Origin of the sequence: Pseudomonas sp. P7779, assembly GCF_013386315.1 — a bacterium.
Taxonomy (GTDB): domain Bacteria; phylum Pseudomonadota; class Gammaproteobacteria; order Pseudomonadales; family Pseudomonadaceae; genus Aquipseudomonas.
This window is the reverse complement of record NZ_JACARZ010000024.1, coordinates 1-14728: the sequence shown is the minus strand read 5'-3', so window position 1 is coordinate 14728 and position 14728 is coordinate 1. Positions and strand designations below refer to the sequence as shown.

Below are 14728 nucleotides of genomic sequence, written 5' to 3'. Positions count from 1 at the left end.
CCCGGTCACGCCAAGATAGGCGCACTCTCCAGGAACCCCAGCATGAACTTCTGCAGCCAGTGCGGTAAACCGGTCACCCAGCGCATTCCCGAAGGCGACGCACGCCTGCGTTATGTCTGCGATCACTGTCAGACCATTCACTACCAGAACCCCAATATCGTCGCGGGCACCGTACCGGTGTGGGGCGACCAGGTGCTGCTGTGCCGGCGCGCCATCGAGCCGCGCCTGGGTTTCTGGACCTTGCCCGCCGGCTTCATGGAGAACGGCGAGACCGTCGAGCAGGCCGCGATGCGCGAAACCCTGGAAGAAGCCTGCGCCCGGGTGCGCAACCTGAGCATCTACACCCTGATCGACGTGCCGCACATCAGCCAGGTGCACATCTTCTACCGGGCCGAACTGATCGACCTGGATTTTGCCGCCGGTCCCGAAAGCCTTGAAGTGCGCTTATTCGATGAAGCCGACATCCCTTGGTCCGAGCTGGCTTTCCGCACGGTCGGGCGTACCTTAGAATGCTTTTTTGCTGACCGCCGGCAACAGTCGTATCCGGTGCGCAGCGAATCGGTGCCGCCGCTGACCCAGTTGGCCAAATAACAATCCAGGCGGCACGTAGTCTTTTCAGGGGATACCGTTTCAATGCGTTGGTTGCTTGCTCTGATCTGCCTGTCGTTTGCCACGCTGTCGCCAGCCTCCACCCAAGTGATCCTGGGGGGCAAACCCGTCGAGAAAATCCTGGTGCTCAAGTCGGCCCATCAGTTGCAACTGATCAATGACGGCAAGCCCCTCAGGACCTACCGCATTTCCCTGGGCAAGAACCCCAAGGGCACCAAGCTGATGGAAGGCGACCGCCGCACCCCGGAAGGTTTCTACTGGATCGACTGGCGCAAGACCAGCGACCGCTTCAACCTGGCCATGCACATCTCCTACCCCAATATCAGCGATTCCGCGCGCGCCCGCCGCGAAGGGGTCAAGCCCGGCAGCATGATCATGATCCACGGCACCCCCGACGCCGAGGACTACCCCGAAGAGCTGTTCCACACCCTGGACTGGACCGACGGCTGCATCGGCATGCGCAATGTCGACATGCGCGAAGTCTGGAACCTGGTGAAAGACGGCACGATGATCGAGATTCGTCCGTAATTTCCTGCCCCTCGTAAAATAATTCAAAAAAAATTCCCGCCCCATGGGTGGCCTGCCGGTGAATACCAGTTCACCTCGGCAAGCTGCGCGCTTCTGCCTGAAATAAAGACCTCTCTAATACCACTTGAACTGGCGCACTATTAAGGCGCCCGCAAACGCTCGCCTGCACTGTTTTCGCTGCATTGACATGGTATTTAAGTGGTATTAGCTTGCGATCACTACCGGGCGACAACACTCCAATAACCGCATCGGAAACCGACACGATGAACCCCATCCTGGCCCTGCGCCCCGACGATAAACAATCGACGCCGCTGTACCTGCAACTGGCCCGCAACCTCGAAGCCGCGATTCATGCCGGCCAGTGGAAATCCGAGCAGGCTTTGCCGTCGGAACGTGCCCTCAGCGAGCAACTGAGCATTTCCCGGGTGACCGCCCGCAAGGCGCTGGAAGTGCTGTTCGAACAAGGTCTGATCCGTCGCAGCCAAGGCTCCGGAACCTTCATCACGCCACGCCTGGAACAACCGCTGTCGCGCCTCTCGGGCTTCAGCGAAATGCTCCGGCTCAAGGGCTTTGTGCCGACTTCCCAGTGGCTCGAGCGCGACATCACCCCGCCGACCCATGAAGAATTGATTCGCCTGGGCCTGTCACCCAGCGACAAAGTCGCGCGGCTCAAGCGTTTGCGTAAGGCCGACGACACGGTGATGGCGATTGAAATGACCGCCATGCCCGCCTCCGTCCTCCCCCACCCGCAGGCCATCGGCAATTCGCTGTACGAATACCTGGAAAGCATCGGCAAGCCCATCGTGCGCGCCCTGCAACACATCCAGGCGATCAACGCCTCGGACGAGTTCGCAGCCCTGGTGGGCATCGCCCCTGGCACCGCCATGCTGCTGATGACCCGGGTGGGCTACACCGCCGACAACACCCCGATTGAAATCACCGACACCTACTGCCGCAACGACTACTACGACTTCGTCGCAGAACTGCGCCGCCACGACTATTCCGCTGAACTGCGAATTTAGAGAACTGCCCATGTCCGAAGACAATATCCTCACGCCACACGGCTGGATTCGCGGCCGCCTGGTGCACCAGCACGGCAAGGTCACTGCCGTAGAAGGCAGCCCGTGCAACCCGGCTGACAACGACCTGCCGTACCTGCTGCCAGGCTTTATCGACCTGCACGTGCACGGCGGTGGCGGCAAAGACATCATGGAAGGCACCGACGCCTTCCACACCATCACCCGCACCCACGTGCGGTTTGGCACCACCTCGCTGCTGGCCACCACCATGACCGCGCCAGTGGATGAGATTTCCCGCGTGCTCGGCGAAATCGGCACCTATTGCGAAAGCCGCCCGACCGGCACCGCTCGTGTCCTGGGCGTGCACCTGGAAGGCCCCTACATCAATCCGGGAAAACTCGGCGCACAACCGAACTTCGCCCACACCGCCTTGATGGCCGAAGTCGAAGAATACCTGCGCCTGGCGCCGATCCGGGTGATCACCATTGCTCCGGAAATCGCCGGCCATGACGGCCTGATCCGCGCCCTCAGCGAACGTGGCGTGCGCATGCAGATCGGCCACACCCTGGGCAGCTATGAAGAAGGTGTCGCCGCCCTCGCCGCCGGGGCCACCAGCTTTACCCACTTGTACAACGCCATGAGCCCGCTGCATCACCGCGAGCCCGGCATCGTCGGCGCGGCCCTGGCCCACGCCAAATACGCCGAGTTGATTCCCGACCTGCTGCACGTGCACCCCGGTGCCATGCGCGTGGCGCTGCGCTCGATCCCGTGCCTGTACTGCGTCACCGATTCCACCGCCGCTGCCGGCATGCCCGACGGCGAATACAAGCTGGGCAGCCACACCGTGACCAAGTGCCTGGGCGGCGTCCGCCTGGCCGATGGAACGCTGGCCGGCAGCACCCTGACCATGGACCAGGCGCTGCGCAACCTGGTGAAGATCGGCCTGCCGATCAGCGAAGCCTCACAACGCCTGTCGCAATTTCCTGCGGACTACCTGGGCCTCGAAGAACGCGGTCGCCTGCAACCCGGCAGCTTTGCCGACTGCGTGCGCCTGGACCGCTCCCTGCACCTCACCGACGTAATGGTCGAAGGAGAAACCATTGACTTCAAAAATGCTTGAAGAGGCCCTGGCCTCCTGTGAGGCCGTCGAGGCTCAACTGCAACGCCTGGACCCGCTGCTGGTGGAAGTCGCCGGCCGCCTGCGTCGCCAGCCACCGCAAGTGGCGATGACCATCGCCCGTGGCAGCTCGGACCACGCCGCCAGTTACTTCGCCTACCTGACCATGCAACATCTGGGGATTCCGGTGGCGTCGCTGCCGATGTCGGTGGTGACCATGCTGCAATCGCCGCTCAAGGTCAGCGGGCAAGTGGCGTTCGGTTTCTCCCAGTCGGGACAGAGCCCGGACCTGGTCAACAGCCTGCGCCTGTTGCGCAAGCGCGGCGCCTTGAGCATCTCGATGGTCAACGCCGAAGACTCGCCACTGGAAGCCGCCTGCGAATTCCATGTGCCGCTGTGCGCCGGGCCGGAACGCAGCGTCGCCGCCACCAAAAGCTTTATCGCGACCCTGAGCGCCAGCGCCCAGCTGATCGGCCACTGGAATCAGGAAGACGAGTTGCTGCAAGCCTGTAAGGCACTGCCCGAAGGTTTGCGTGAAGCCGCCAGGCAAGACTGGAGCCTGGCCATCGACGCCCTGCGCGACTGCCAGCAACTGATGGTGATCGGCCGTGGCGCCGGTTTTGCCATTGCCCAGGAAGCCGCGCTCAAGCTCAAGGAAACCTCGGCGATCCAGGCCGAAGCCTTCAGCAGCGCCGAAGTGCGCCATGGCCCGATGGCTCTGATCGATGACAACTACCCGCTGCTGGTCTTCGCCCCACGCGGCGCCGAACAAGCCGGCCTGCTGAGCCTGGCCGCCGATATGCGCCAGCGCGGTGCCCGCGTGCTGCTGGCCGCTCCCGATGACATCGCCGAGCGCGACCTGACTCTGAGCCGCGCCGAACACCCGGCCCTGGACCCGATCCTGGCGATCCAGAGTTTCTACGTGATGGCCGCCGGTTTGGCAGAGGCCCGGGGCATGGACCCGGACCAACCGCGTCACTTGAGCAAAGTGACCCGCACCCACTGAGTTGATTGCAGCGTTTTCCTGATGAGTACCGTGCCCATGTCCCACAATAATAAAGACCTCACCCTCAGCGCTCCCCTCAGTGGGCCGGTGCTGACCCTGGGCGACGTTCCCGACGAAGTGTTCGCCAGTGGCGCCATGGGCGACGGCATTGCCATCGACCCGCTCAACGATTGCCTGCACGCGCCGTGTGATGGCGTGATCATCCACGTCGCCCGCACCGGGCATGCGCTGACCATTCGCGCCGATAACGGCGCTGAATTGCTGATGCACGTGGGCATCGACACGGTGGAATTGAATGGCGAAGGCTTTGCGCTGCTGGTCAAGCAAGGTGCGCGCGTCAGCAAGGGCCAGGCACTGGTGCAGTTTGATCTGGACCTGATTGCGCGGCAGTGCAAAAGCCTGGTCAGCTTGATCATCCTGACCAACAGCGAGCTGTTTGAGCTACGGCCGATCACCTTGAAAACAGTGAAGGTCGGCGAGCCGCTGCTGCATGTGGTTGCACGGTTGGCCGGTGCAGCGAAAGTGATTGATGAGTCGGTCACCGAAGCCAGCGCGACTATTCGCATCACCCATCGTGGCGGCCTGCATGCGCGCCCCGCTGCCTTGATCCGCAAGACTGCACAGGCATTCAGCAGCCAGTCGCAGCTGCATTTCGCTGGCAAGTCGGCTTCGTGCGACAGCCTGATCGGCTTGATGGGCCTGGGGATTGGTGAGCAGGACGAGGTGCAGGTCACCTGTCGTGGCAAGGATTGTGAAGCGGCGCTGCAAGCACTGATCGCTGCGCTGTCGGTGGAAGTTAGCGAAGCGCATCACGCTCCAGTGGCCGTCGCCCCACGCCGCGCGAATACCGAAGCCGGAGTACTGCAAGGCGTGTGTGCCGCGCCGGGGTTGGTCTGCGGCCCGTTGTTCCGCCTGAACGGAATCGAGCTGCCGGTGGACCCGGGCAACAACGTGCCGGATGAACAATTGCAGCACCTGGACAGCGCCCTGGAACAGGTGCGTAGCGAAATCCGCCACACCCTGGACCAGGCCCGTCAGCGCAAGGATGTGGAGGAAGAAGAGATCTTCGCCGCCCACCTGGCCCTGCTGGAAGACCCTACGTTGCTGGAGGCCGCCACCGCCGCCATCGAACAGGGCAGCGCCGCCACTCACGCCTGGCGCGATGCGATCCAGGCCCAATGCGCGGTGCTGCTGGCACTGGGTAAACCGTTGTTCGCCGAACGCGCCAACGACCTGCGCGACTTGCAGCAACGCGTGCTGCGGGCGTTGCTGGGCGAGGCCTGGAATTTTGATTTGCCGGCCGGCGCTATCGTCTCGGCCCATGAGCTGACCCCATCGGATCTGCTGCAACTGAGCAATCAACACGCCGCCGGTATCTGCATGGCCGAAGGCGGCGCGACGTCTCATGTGGCGATTCTGGCGCGGGGTAAAGGCTTGCCGTGCGTGGTTGCACTGGGCACTGAATTGCTTGATGTGCCCCAAGGCCAGCGCGTGGTGCTGGATGCCGCCAACGGCCGCCTGGAGCTGACGCCGGATGATGCGCGCCACGCCCAGGTTCACCAGTTGCGCGATGCACAGAAACTGCGGCGCCAACAGCAGCACGCGGAGGCTCAAGGCACCGCCAGCACTCAGGATGGCGTGCGTATTGAAGTGGCCGCGAATGTCGCCTCCAGCGTCGAAGCCCAACTGGCCTTCGAGAATGGCGCCGATGGCGTCGGCCTGCTGCGCACAGAATTTCTCTTCGTCGACCGCCGCACCGCGCCCGACGAGCAAGAGCAGCGCCAGGCCTACCAAGCCGTACTGGATGCCATGGGCGACAAATCAGTGATCATCCGCACCATCGACGTCGGCGGCGACAAGCAACTCGACTACCTGCCGCTGCCGTTCGAGACCAACCCGGTGCTGGGCCTGCGGGGCATTCGCATGGCCCAGGTACGCCCGGAACTGCTGGACCAGCAACTGCGTGCCCTTCTCCAGGTCAGCCCGCTGGAACGTTGCCGCATCCTGCTGCCAATGGTCAGCGAAGTCGACGAACTGCTGCACATTCGCCAGCGCCTCGATGAACTGTGCGCCGAGCTGGAACTGACCCAACGCCCGGAACTGGGGGTGATGATCGAAGTGCCCGCGGCGGCGCTGATGGCCGAACAACTGGCCGAGCACGCGGACTTTCTGTCCATCGGCACCAATGACCTATCGCAGTACACCCTCGCCATGGACCGCGACCACGCCGGCCTCGCCGCCCGGGTCGATGCCATGCACCCGGCGCTGTTGCGGCTGATCGCCCAGACGTGCATCGGCGCAGCCAAGCATGGGCGCTGGGTCGGTGTGTGCGGGGCGCTGGCGTCCGACCCGCTGGCCACGCCGGTGCTGATCGGTCTGGGCATCAGCGAGCTGTCCGTCAGCCCGCCGCAGATCGGAGAAATCAAGGACCGTGTCCGTCACCTGGACGCAGCCCAATGCCGGCAACTGAGCCAAAGCCTGCTTAACCTGAGCAGCGCCAAAGCCGTTCGCCAAGCCTGTCAACACCACTGGCCGCTGAGCTGAAAACAACAAGAATAGGGAGACACGCCGTGTACCAATATTTTATCGAAGGGCTGCAACGCCTGGGCCGTGCGCTGATGCTGCCGATCGCGATTCTGCCGATCGCCGGCCTCCTGCTGCGACTGGGCGACACTGACCTGCTGAACATCGCGGTGATGCACGACGCCGGGCAGGCGATCTTCGCCAACCTGGCGCTGATCTTCGCCATCGGCATTGCCGTGGGTTTTGCCCGCGACAACAACGGCACGGCGGGCCTGGCAGGCGCCATCGGTTACCTGGTGATGGTCTCCACCCTCAAGGTGATGGACGCCAGCATCAACATGGGCATGCTCGCGGGCATCGCCAGCGGCTTGATGGCCGGTGCCCTGTATAACCGTTTCAAGGACATCAAGCTGCCGGAGTACCTCGCATTCTTTGGTGGGCGACGGTTTGTGCCGATCGTCACCGGGTTCTCCGCGGTGGCGCTGGGGGTGATCTTTGGTTTGATCTGGCCACCCGTGCAGCAAGGCATCAACAGCTTCGGCGTGTTGCTGATGGAAAGCGGCAGTTTTGGTGCGTTCGTGTTTGGCGTGTTCAACCGCCTGCTGATCGTCACCGGCTTGCACCATATCCTCAACAACATGGCGTGGTTTGTGTTCGGCACCTTCACCGACCCGACGACCGGCGCGGTAGTGACCGGCGACCTGACTCGCTATTTTGCCGGCGACCCGAAAGGTGGGCAGTTCATGACCGGCATGTTCCCGGTAATGCTGTTCGGCCTGCCGGCGGCGTGCCTGGCGATGTACCGCAATGCACTGCCGGAGCGGCGCAAGATCATGGGCGGGATTTTCCTGTCGATGGCGCTGACCTCGTTCCTGACCGGGGTCACCGAGCCGATCGAATTCGCCTTCATGTTCCTCGCGCCGTTCCTGTACCTGGTGCATGCGCTGCTGACCGGGTTGTCGATGGCGATCACCAACATGCTCAACATTCACCTGGGCTTTACCTTCTCCGGTGGGTTTATCGACATGGTGCTGGGCTGGGGTAAATCCACCAACGGCTGGTTGGTATTCCCGGTTGGGCTGGCGTATGCGGTGATCTACTACAGCGTGTTCAATTACTGCATTCGTCGCTTCAATTTGAAGACGCCGGGGCGTGAGGATATTCAGGTGGTGCAGGCTGAGGCCATGACTGATAACCAGCGGGCCGGGGCTTACATTCGGGCGCTGGGTGGTGCAGAGAATCTGCTGAGTGTGGGTGCTTGCACGACGCGTCTGCGGCTGGACATGGTGGACCGCAACAAGGCGGTGGATGCCGAGTTGAAGGCGCTGGGTGCGATGGCGGTGGTTCGACCGGGTAATGGCGGGAGTTTGCAGGTGGTGGTCGGGCCGATGGCGGACAGCATTGCCGATGAGATTCGGTTGGCGATGCCTTCGTATGTTGGCGTCACTCCGGTCGCTGCTGCACCGGTTGAGAAGAGCACGCCAGTGAACGTGCATGAGGCCGAGAAATGGCTGAGTGCGCTGGGCGGTCGGGCCAATGTTTTGCAATTGGATGCGGTGTCGATGACGCGGCTGCGGGTGGAGTTGGGGGATGGTTCGGTGTTGTCGGAATCTCAACTGACGGCGCTGGGTTGCCAGGGTGTGAGCCAGCTTGAGAGTGGGGTTTGGCACTTGCTGATTGGTGACAAGGCTTCGGGGTTGGGTGAGGCGTTGGAGCGGTTGGTCAGTGGCCGTGAGGTTGGGGTAAAAGCCTGAATCTTTGCTGAGCATCAGGGCCTCTTCGCGAGCAAGCCCGCTCCCACATTTTGATCGGTGCCCGTCATGGCAACGCGGTCCAATGTGGGAGCCGGGCTTGCCCGCGATGAGGCCCTACAGGCAACAAAAAACCCGCTGACCAAACTGGCCCAGCGGGTTTCTTGTTTTTCAACCAGCGAATCAAAAATCCGCCAACTGCCACACCTCATACGCCGGTGTCTCGTACGGATGGCTAAGCTTCAACGCAGCCACCACAGCCACGATCAACTCATCCGCCACCACCAACTCAACCTTCCACTCTTCAACCACTTCAACCTGCCCCACCTGCCCGATAAACGGCTGGCTGCCGTCCATCGCGCGGAATTGGCCCTGGCCCAGTACCTGCCAGGCGCAGCTGTCGTAGTGGCCGATGCGCCCGCCGCCGGCTGCGAAGACGGCGGTTTTCACCGTCTCCACGTGGCTGTCGGGCACAAAGAAGCTGAGCTTGTACACCGACTTAGTTCACCCAGACGCGAGCGTTACGGAACATGCGCATCCACGCGCCGTCTTCGTTCCACTCTTCCGGGCGCCACGAGTTCTGCACGGCGCGGAACACACGCTCCGGGTGCGGCATCATGATGGTGACGCGACCGTCGCGGCTGGTCAGCCCGGTGATCCCGCGCGGCGAGCCGTTCGGGTTGGCCGGGTAGCCTTCGGTGACCTTGCCGTGGTTGTCGACAAAACGCAGGGCCACAGTACCGGACAGGTCGGCTTCCAGCAGTGCTTCTTCGCTGGCGAATTCCGCATGGCCTTCACCGTGGGCGATGGCGATTGGCATGCGCGAACCGGCCATGCCCTGCAGGAAGATCGAGTTGGATTCCTGTACCTGGACCATCGCAACCCGCGCTTCGAACTGCTCGGAGCGGTTACGCACAAAGTGCGGCCAGAACTCGCTGCCCGGGATCAGTTCGCTGAGGTTGGACATCATCTGGCAACCGTTGCACACACCCAGGGTGAAGCTGTCATTACGCTCGAAGAAGCCCTGGAACGCGTCACGGGCACGGCTGTTGAACAGGGCCGACTTGGCCCAGCCTTCACCGGCACCCAGTACGTCGCCGTAGGAGAAACCACCGCAGGCAACCAGGCCTTTGAACTCATTGAGGTCGACGCGACCGGCGAGGATGTCGCTCATGTGCACGTCGATCGCATTGAAGCCGGCACGGTCGAACGCTGCCGCCATTTCCACCTGGCCGTTGACGCCCTGCTCACGCAGGACGGCCACTTGTGGGCGGATGCCTTTCTTGATGTAAGGCGCGGCGATGTCCTGGTTGACGTCGAAGCTGAGCTTGGTGCTCAGGCCCGGATTGTCTTCTTCCAGGATCACCTCGAATTCCTGCTCGGCGCAGTCGGCGTTGTCGCGCAGGCGCTGGATCTGGTAGCTGGTCTCGGCCCACTGGCGTTGCAGCAGGCGGCGCTGGCCTTCAAACACGGTTTCGCCGTTGAAGACGATGTTGATTTCACCGTTGTTGATCGGCTGGCCAATCACGGCCACGCAGTCGCCCAGGCCAGCGGCGCTGAACTGTGCGAGTACGTCCGGGGTTGCGTCCTGGCGAACCTGGATAACGGCGCCCAGCTCTTCGTTGAACAGGATTGCTGCGATGTCAGCGGAAGTTTCTGCCAGGCCATCGAGGTTCAGGCTCAGGCCGCAGTGACCGGCGAAGGCCATTTCCACGGCGCTGGTCAGCAAACCACCGTCGGAACGGTCGTGGTAAGCCAGCAGGTGGCCGTCGGCGTTCAGGCCCTGGATCACGGCGAAGAAAGCTTTCAGGTCTTCGGCGTCGTCGACGTCCGGGGCCTGCTTGCCGAGCTTGCCGTGCACCTGGGCAAGGATCGAGGCGCCCATGCGGTTCTGACCGCGACCGAGGTCGATCAGGATCAGGTCGGTGGTGCCCTTGTCCATGCGCAGTTGCGGGGTCAGGGTCTGGCGAATGTCGGTGACTGGCGCAAAGCCGGTAACGATCAGCGACAGCGGCGAGGTGACGCTCTTGTCCACGCCTTCATCGTTCCAGCGGGTGGCCATGGACATGGAGTCCTTGCCCACCGGAATGGTGATGCCCAGCTCAGGGCACAGCTCCATGCCGACCGCTTTCACGGTGTCGTACAGGCGCGCATCTTCACCCGGGTGACCGGCAGCGGACATCCAGTTGGCCGACAGCTTGATGTCGGAGATCTTGGCGATACGCGAAGCCGCGATGTTGGTCAGGGTTTCGCCGATGGCCATGCGGCCCGACGCCGGGGCGTCCAGCAGCGCCAGCGGAGTCCGCTCGCCCATGGCCATGGCTTCACCGGTGTACACGTCGAAGCTGGTAGCGGTGACGGCAACGTCAGCCACCGGGACCTGCCACGGGCCGACCATTTGATCACGGGCAACCAGACCGGTGATGGTGCGGTCGCCGATGGTGATCAGGAAGCTTTTGCTGGCAACGGCCGGGTGGTGCAGGACGCGCTCCACGCAGTCGGCGATGGCCAGGGTCGACGGGTCGAAATCGTCGCCCAGTTCGTTTTCACGCACGGCCGAACGGTGCATGCGCGGGGCTTTGCCCAGCAGCACTTCCAGCGGCATGTCCACCGGGCTGTTGCCGAAGTGGCTGTCGGTGACCGTCAGTTGCGGCTCGGCAGTGGCTTCGCCGACCACGGCAAACGGGCAGCGCTCGCGTTCACAGATCGCCTGGAAGCGTTCGAAGTCGGCAGGGCCGACGGCCAGGACGTAACGTTCCTGGGATTCGTTGCTCCAGATTTCGTGCGGGGCCATGCCCGGCTCGTCGTTTGGAATGTTGCGCAGTTCGAAACGGCCGCCACGGTCGCCATCGTTGACCAGTTCCGGGAAGGCGTTGGACAAGCCACCTGCGCCGACGTCGTGGATGAAGCTGATGGGGTTCTTGTCACCCAGTTGCCAGCAACGGTCGATGACTTCCTGGCAACGGCGTTCCATCTCAGGGTTTTCACGCTGTACGGAAGCGAAGTCCAGGTCGGCCGAGCTGGTGCCGGTGGCCATGGAGGAAGCGGCGCCGCCACCCAGGCCGATCAGCATCGCCGGGCCACCGAGGACGATCAGCTTGGAGCCGACCAGAATCTCGCCTTTCTGTACGTGTTCGGCGCGGATGTTGCCCATGCCGCCGGCCAACATGATTGGCTTGTGGTAACCGCGCACTTCATCGCCACGGGGGGTGGTGATGGATTGCTCGAAAGTACGGAAGTAACCGGTCAGGGCCGGACGCCCGAATTCGTTGTTGAACGCGGCGCCGCCCAGCGGGCCTTCGATCATAATGTCCAGCGCGGTGACGATGCGCTCAGGCTTGCCGTACGGCACTTCCCACGGCTGTTCGAAGCCCGGGATCTGCAGGTTGGACACGGTGAAGCCAGTGAGGCCAGCCTTTGGCTTGGCGCCACGACCGGTTGCACCTTCGTCGCGAATCTCGCCGCCGGAACCGGTGGCTGCGCCCGGGAACGGGGCAATCGCGGTCGGGTGGTTGTGAGTCTCGACTTTCATCAGGATATGCACCGGCTCCTGCACCGCGCCGTACTGGCGGGTTTCAGGGTCCGGGAAGAAACGGCCGGCGACAGAGCCGACGATGACCGAGGCATTGTCCTTATAAGCCGACAGAACGCCTTCGCTGTGCATCACGTAGGTGTTCTTGATCATGCCGAACAGGCTTTTTTCCTGGCTCTGGCCGTCGATGTCCCAACTGGCGTTGAAGATCTTGTGGCGGCAGTGCTCGGAGTTCGCCTGGGCGAACATCATCAGTTCGATGTCGTGGGGGTTGCGCTTCAGGCCGATGAAGGCGTTGACCAGGTAGTCAATTTCGTCTTCGGCCAGGGCCAGGCCCAGCTCGGTGTTGGCGGTTTCCAAGGCGGCACGGCCACCACCGAGCACGTCAATCGCGGTCAGCGGCTTGGGCTCGGCGTGGCTGAACAGACCGGCAGCCTGTTCCAACTGGCCCACGATGATCTGGGTCATGCGGTCGTGCAGGCTGCTGGCGATCAGCTCGGCCTCGGCCTCGCTGAACTGGCCTGCTACATAGAAGGCAATCCCGCGTTCCAGGCGCTGGATTTTGTCCAGGCCGCAGTTGCGGGCGATGTCGCTGGCCTTGCTCGACCAGGGCGAGATGGTGCCGAATCGTGGCAGGACCAGGAACAAGCGGCCGTTAGGCTCTTGAACAGGAACGCTGGGACCGTACTTCAGAAGGCGCGCCAGCACTTGCTGTTCGTCGGCGGTCAAAACGCCGGTAACGTCGGCGAAGTGAGCAAATTCAGCATACAAGCCACTGACAGAAGGTACCTTCTGGCTCAGTTGCTCAAGGAGTTTGCTGTGGCGAAAGGCAGAAAGGGCAGGAGCGCCGCGCAGGATCAACATCTTCGGGACAGCCTCGGGAAGGGGGTGTGCTTTGAGGCCGTGCATTCTAGCGTAAACCGTCGCCAACGGCACCCGAAACGGCACCAGTGGCCGCAGCCGGACGTCAGTTGGCATAAATCGCACGATATCATATGGCCATACAGGCGATTCCGGGCAGTTATTTTAACCGTCACAATCGGCTGCCAAGCCCCGTTTCTGCGGGCTGCAGCCAAGGTTTACGGGCGCTAGCAGACAAGTGCCCCGCTGTCGAGATATGGCGCCGAGGGTCCTTTGCGTATACTGCGCAGATGTTCTCCCCTACTGCTTTACGCCCGCGATGCGCCAAATGGCTCTTCGTTACCGGACTCTTCCTGCTGCTCAGTGCGTGTGTGGATAAACCCAACACGCTCGAGCGAATCAAGGAGGATGGCGTATTGCGGGTGGTCACCCGAAACAGTCCGGCCACTTATTTCCAGGACCGTAACGGCGAAACCGGCTTCGAATACGAACTGGTAAAACGTTTTGCCGACGAGTTGGGGGTAAAGCTCGAGATCGAGGCGGCCGACAACCTGGATGACCTGTTCTCGCAGATCGGCAAACCCAACGGCCCGGTACTGGCCGCCGCCGGCCTGGTCAGCAGTGAGCAGCGTCGCCAGCAAGTGCGTTTCTCCCACCCTTATCTGGAAGTCACCCCGCAGATCATCTACCGCAACGGCCAGTCCCGGCCGACCACCGCGGCAGACCTGGTGGGCAAGAAGATCATGGTGCTCAAGGGCAGCACCCACGCCGAGCAACTGGCGCAGCTGAAAAAACAGTTTCCCGGGATTGACTACGAAGAGTCCGACGCCGTTGAGGTGGTCGACCTGCTGCGCATGGTGGATGAGGGCCAGATCGACCTGACCCTGGTGGACTCCAACGAAGTGGCGATGAACCAGGTGTACTTCCCCAACGTGCGGGTGGCCTTTGACCTCGGTGACGCCAGTCATCAAGCCTGGGCGGTCGCCGCCGGTGAAGACAACAGCCTGCTCAACGAGGTCAACAACTACCTCGACAAGGTGGAAAAGAACGGCACGCTGCAACGCCTGAAAGATCGCTATTACGGGCACGTCGATGTACTCGGCTACATGGGCGCCTACACCTTCGCCCAGCATCTGCAGCAGCGCCTGCCCAAATACGAGAAACACTTCCGGGCCTATGCCAAGGAAGAAAAGGTCGACTGGCGCCTGCTGGCGGCCATCGGCTACCAGGAATCACTCTGGCAGCCGGCGGTGACCTCCAAGACCGGCGTGCGCGGCCTGATGATGCTGACCCAGAACACGGCGCAGGCCATGGGCGTGTCCAACCGCCTGGACGCCAAGCAGAGCATCATGGGCGGCGCCAAGTACCTGGCCAAGATCAAGGATGAGCTGGACGACAAGATTGCCGAGCCGGACCGCACCTGGTTTGCCCTGGCGGCGTACAACGTCGGCACCGGCCATTTGGACGACGCGCGCAAGCTGGCCGAAAAAGAAGGCCTGAACCCGAACAAGTGGCTGGACGTGAAGAAGATGCTGCCGCGCCTGTCGCAGAAGCAGTGGTACAGCAAGACGCGTTATGGCTATGCCCGTGGCGGTGAGCCCGTGCATTTTGTGGCGAACATCCGGCGTTACTACGACATTCTGACGTGGGTGACGCAGCCGCAGCTGGAAGGCAACCAGGTGGTCGAAGGCAACCTGCATGTGCCGGGTGTGGACAAGACCAAGCCGACGGAAGAAACCCCGCAGCTGTAATCCCCCGATTCTCCAAACACCACAAAACCAA

The 14728-nt window shown here is 62.5% G+C and carries 10 protein-coding genes; 8 read left to right on the top strand and 2 right to left on the bottom strand.

Annotation, left to right across the window (positions count from 1 at the left end; genetic code table 11):
- Positions 1–42: 42 nt before the first annotated feature.
- From HX869_RS08670 to nagE, 7 genes are all read left to right on the top strand, one after another.
- Complete coding sequence (locus HX869_RS08670; protein ID WP_003209606.1) at positions 43–591, top strand: NUDIX hydrolase; 549 nt, start codon at positions 43–45, stop codon at positions 589–591.
- A 42-nt stretch (positions 592–633) separates the two neighbouring features.
- On the top strand, positions 634–1137 hold the full coding sequence (locus tag HX869_RS08665) for a murein L,D-transpeptidase family protein (RefSeq protein WP_003209608.1): 504 nt from the start codon (positions 634–636) through the stop codon (positions 1135–1137).
- 263 nt (positions 1138–1400) lie between these two features.
- The gene (locus HX869_RS08660) at positions 1401–2159 is read left to right on the top strand and encodes a GntR family transcriptional regulator (protein ID WP_003209609.1); all 759 of its coding nucleotides are present in this window, start codon (positions 1401–1403) and stop codon (positions 2157–2159) included.
- 10 nt (positions 2160–2169) lie between these two features.
- A complete protein-coding gene (nagA, locus tag HX869_RS08655; RefSeq protein WP_087695120.1) occupies positions 2170–3276 on the top strand; it encodes an N-acetylglucosamine-6-phosphate deacetylase in 1107 nt (368 codons plus the stop codon).
- Positions 3257–4279 carry an SIS domain-containing protein gene (locus HX869_RS08650; RefSeq protein ID WP_023659131.1) on the top strand — a complete coding sequence of 341 codons (1023 nt, stop codon included), beginning with the start codon at positions 3257–3259 and terminating at the stop codon, positions 4277–4279. The genes nagA and HX869_RS08650 overlap by 20 nt, the downstream gene beginning before the upstream one ends.
- 36 nt (positions 4280–4315) lie before the next feature.
- Positions 4316–6823 carry a phosphoenolpyruvate--protein phosphotransferase gene (gene ptsP, locus HX869_RS08645; protein ID WP_178902991.1) on the top strand — a complete coding sequence of 836 codons (2508 nt, stop codon included), beginning with the start codon at positions 4316–4318 and terminating at the stop codon, positions 6821–6823.
- A gap of 74 nt (positions 6824–6897) precedes the next feature.
- Complete coding sequence (gene nagE, locus HX869_RS08640; RefSeq protein WP_218646271.1) at positions 6898–8556, top strand: N-acetylglucosamine-specific PTS transporter subunit IIBC; 1659 nt, start codon at positions 6898–6900, stop codon at positions 8554–8556.
- 180 nt (positions 8557–8736) lie between these two features.
- Here nagE and HX869_RS08635 read toward each other — a convergent pair whose 3' ends face one another.
- Positions 8737–9048 (bottom strand): NGG1p interacting factor NIF3, encoded by a 312-nt coding sequence (locus HX869_RS08635; RefSeq protein WP_093201315.1) that lies wholly within the window; start codon positions 9046–9048, stop codon positions 8737–8739.
- Positions 9049–9052: 4 nt separating this feature from the next.
- On the bottom strand, positions 9053–12949 hold the full coding sequence (gene purL, locus HX869_RS08630) for a phosphoribosylformylglycinamidine synthase (RefSeq protein ID WP_178902989.1): 3897 nt from the start codon (positions 12947–12949) through the stop codon (positions 9053–9055).
- A gap of 287 nt (positions 12950–13236) precedes the next feature.
- Here purL and mltF point away from each other — a divergent pair, with 287 nt between their 5' ends.
- Entirely contained in the window at positions 13237–14697 is a 1461-nt protein-coding gene (gene mltF, locus HX869_RS08625; protein ID WP_102605540.1) for a membrane-bound lytic murein transglycosylase MltF, read from the top strand.
- Positions 14698–14728 lie beyond the last annotated feature (31 nt).

Bases quoted from the DNA above. Each gene is read 5' to 3' on its own strand.
- HX869_RS08670 (WP_003209606.1), top strand. From the start codon at position 43: ATGAACTTCTGCAGCCAGTGCGGTAAACCGGTCACCCAGCGCATTCCC.
- HX869_RS08665 (WP_003209608.1), top strand. From the start codon at position 634: ATGCGTTGGTTGCTTGCTCTGATCTGCCTGTCGTTTGCCACGCTGTCG.
- HX869_RS08660 (WP_003209609.1), top strand. From the start codon at position 1,401: ATGAACCCCATCCTGGCCCTGCGCCCCGACGATAAACAATCGACGCCG.
- nagA (WP_087695120.1), top strand. From the start codon at position 2,170: ATGTCCGAAGACAATATCCTCACGCCACACGGCTGGATTCGCGGCCGC.
- ptsP (WP_178902991.1), top strand. From the start codon at position 4,316: ATGTCCCACAATAATAAAGACCTCACCCTCAGCGCTCCCCTCAGTGGG.
- nagE (WP_218646271.1), top strand. From the start codon at position 6,898: ATGCTGCCGATCGCGATTCTGCCGATCGCCGGCCTCCTGCTGCGACTG.
- purL (WP_178902989.1), bottom strand. From the start codon at position 12,949: ATGTTGATCCTGCGCGGCGCTCCTGCCCTTTCTGCCTTTCGCCACAGC.
- mltF (WP_102605540.1), top strand. From the start codon at position 13,237: ATGTTCTCCCCTACTGCTTTACGCCCGCGATGCGCCAAATGGCTCTTC.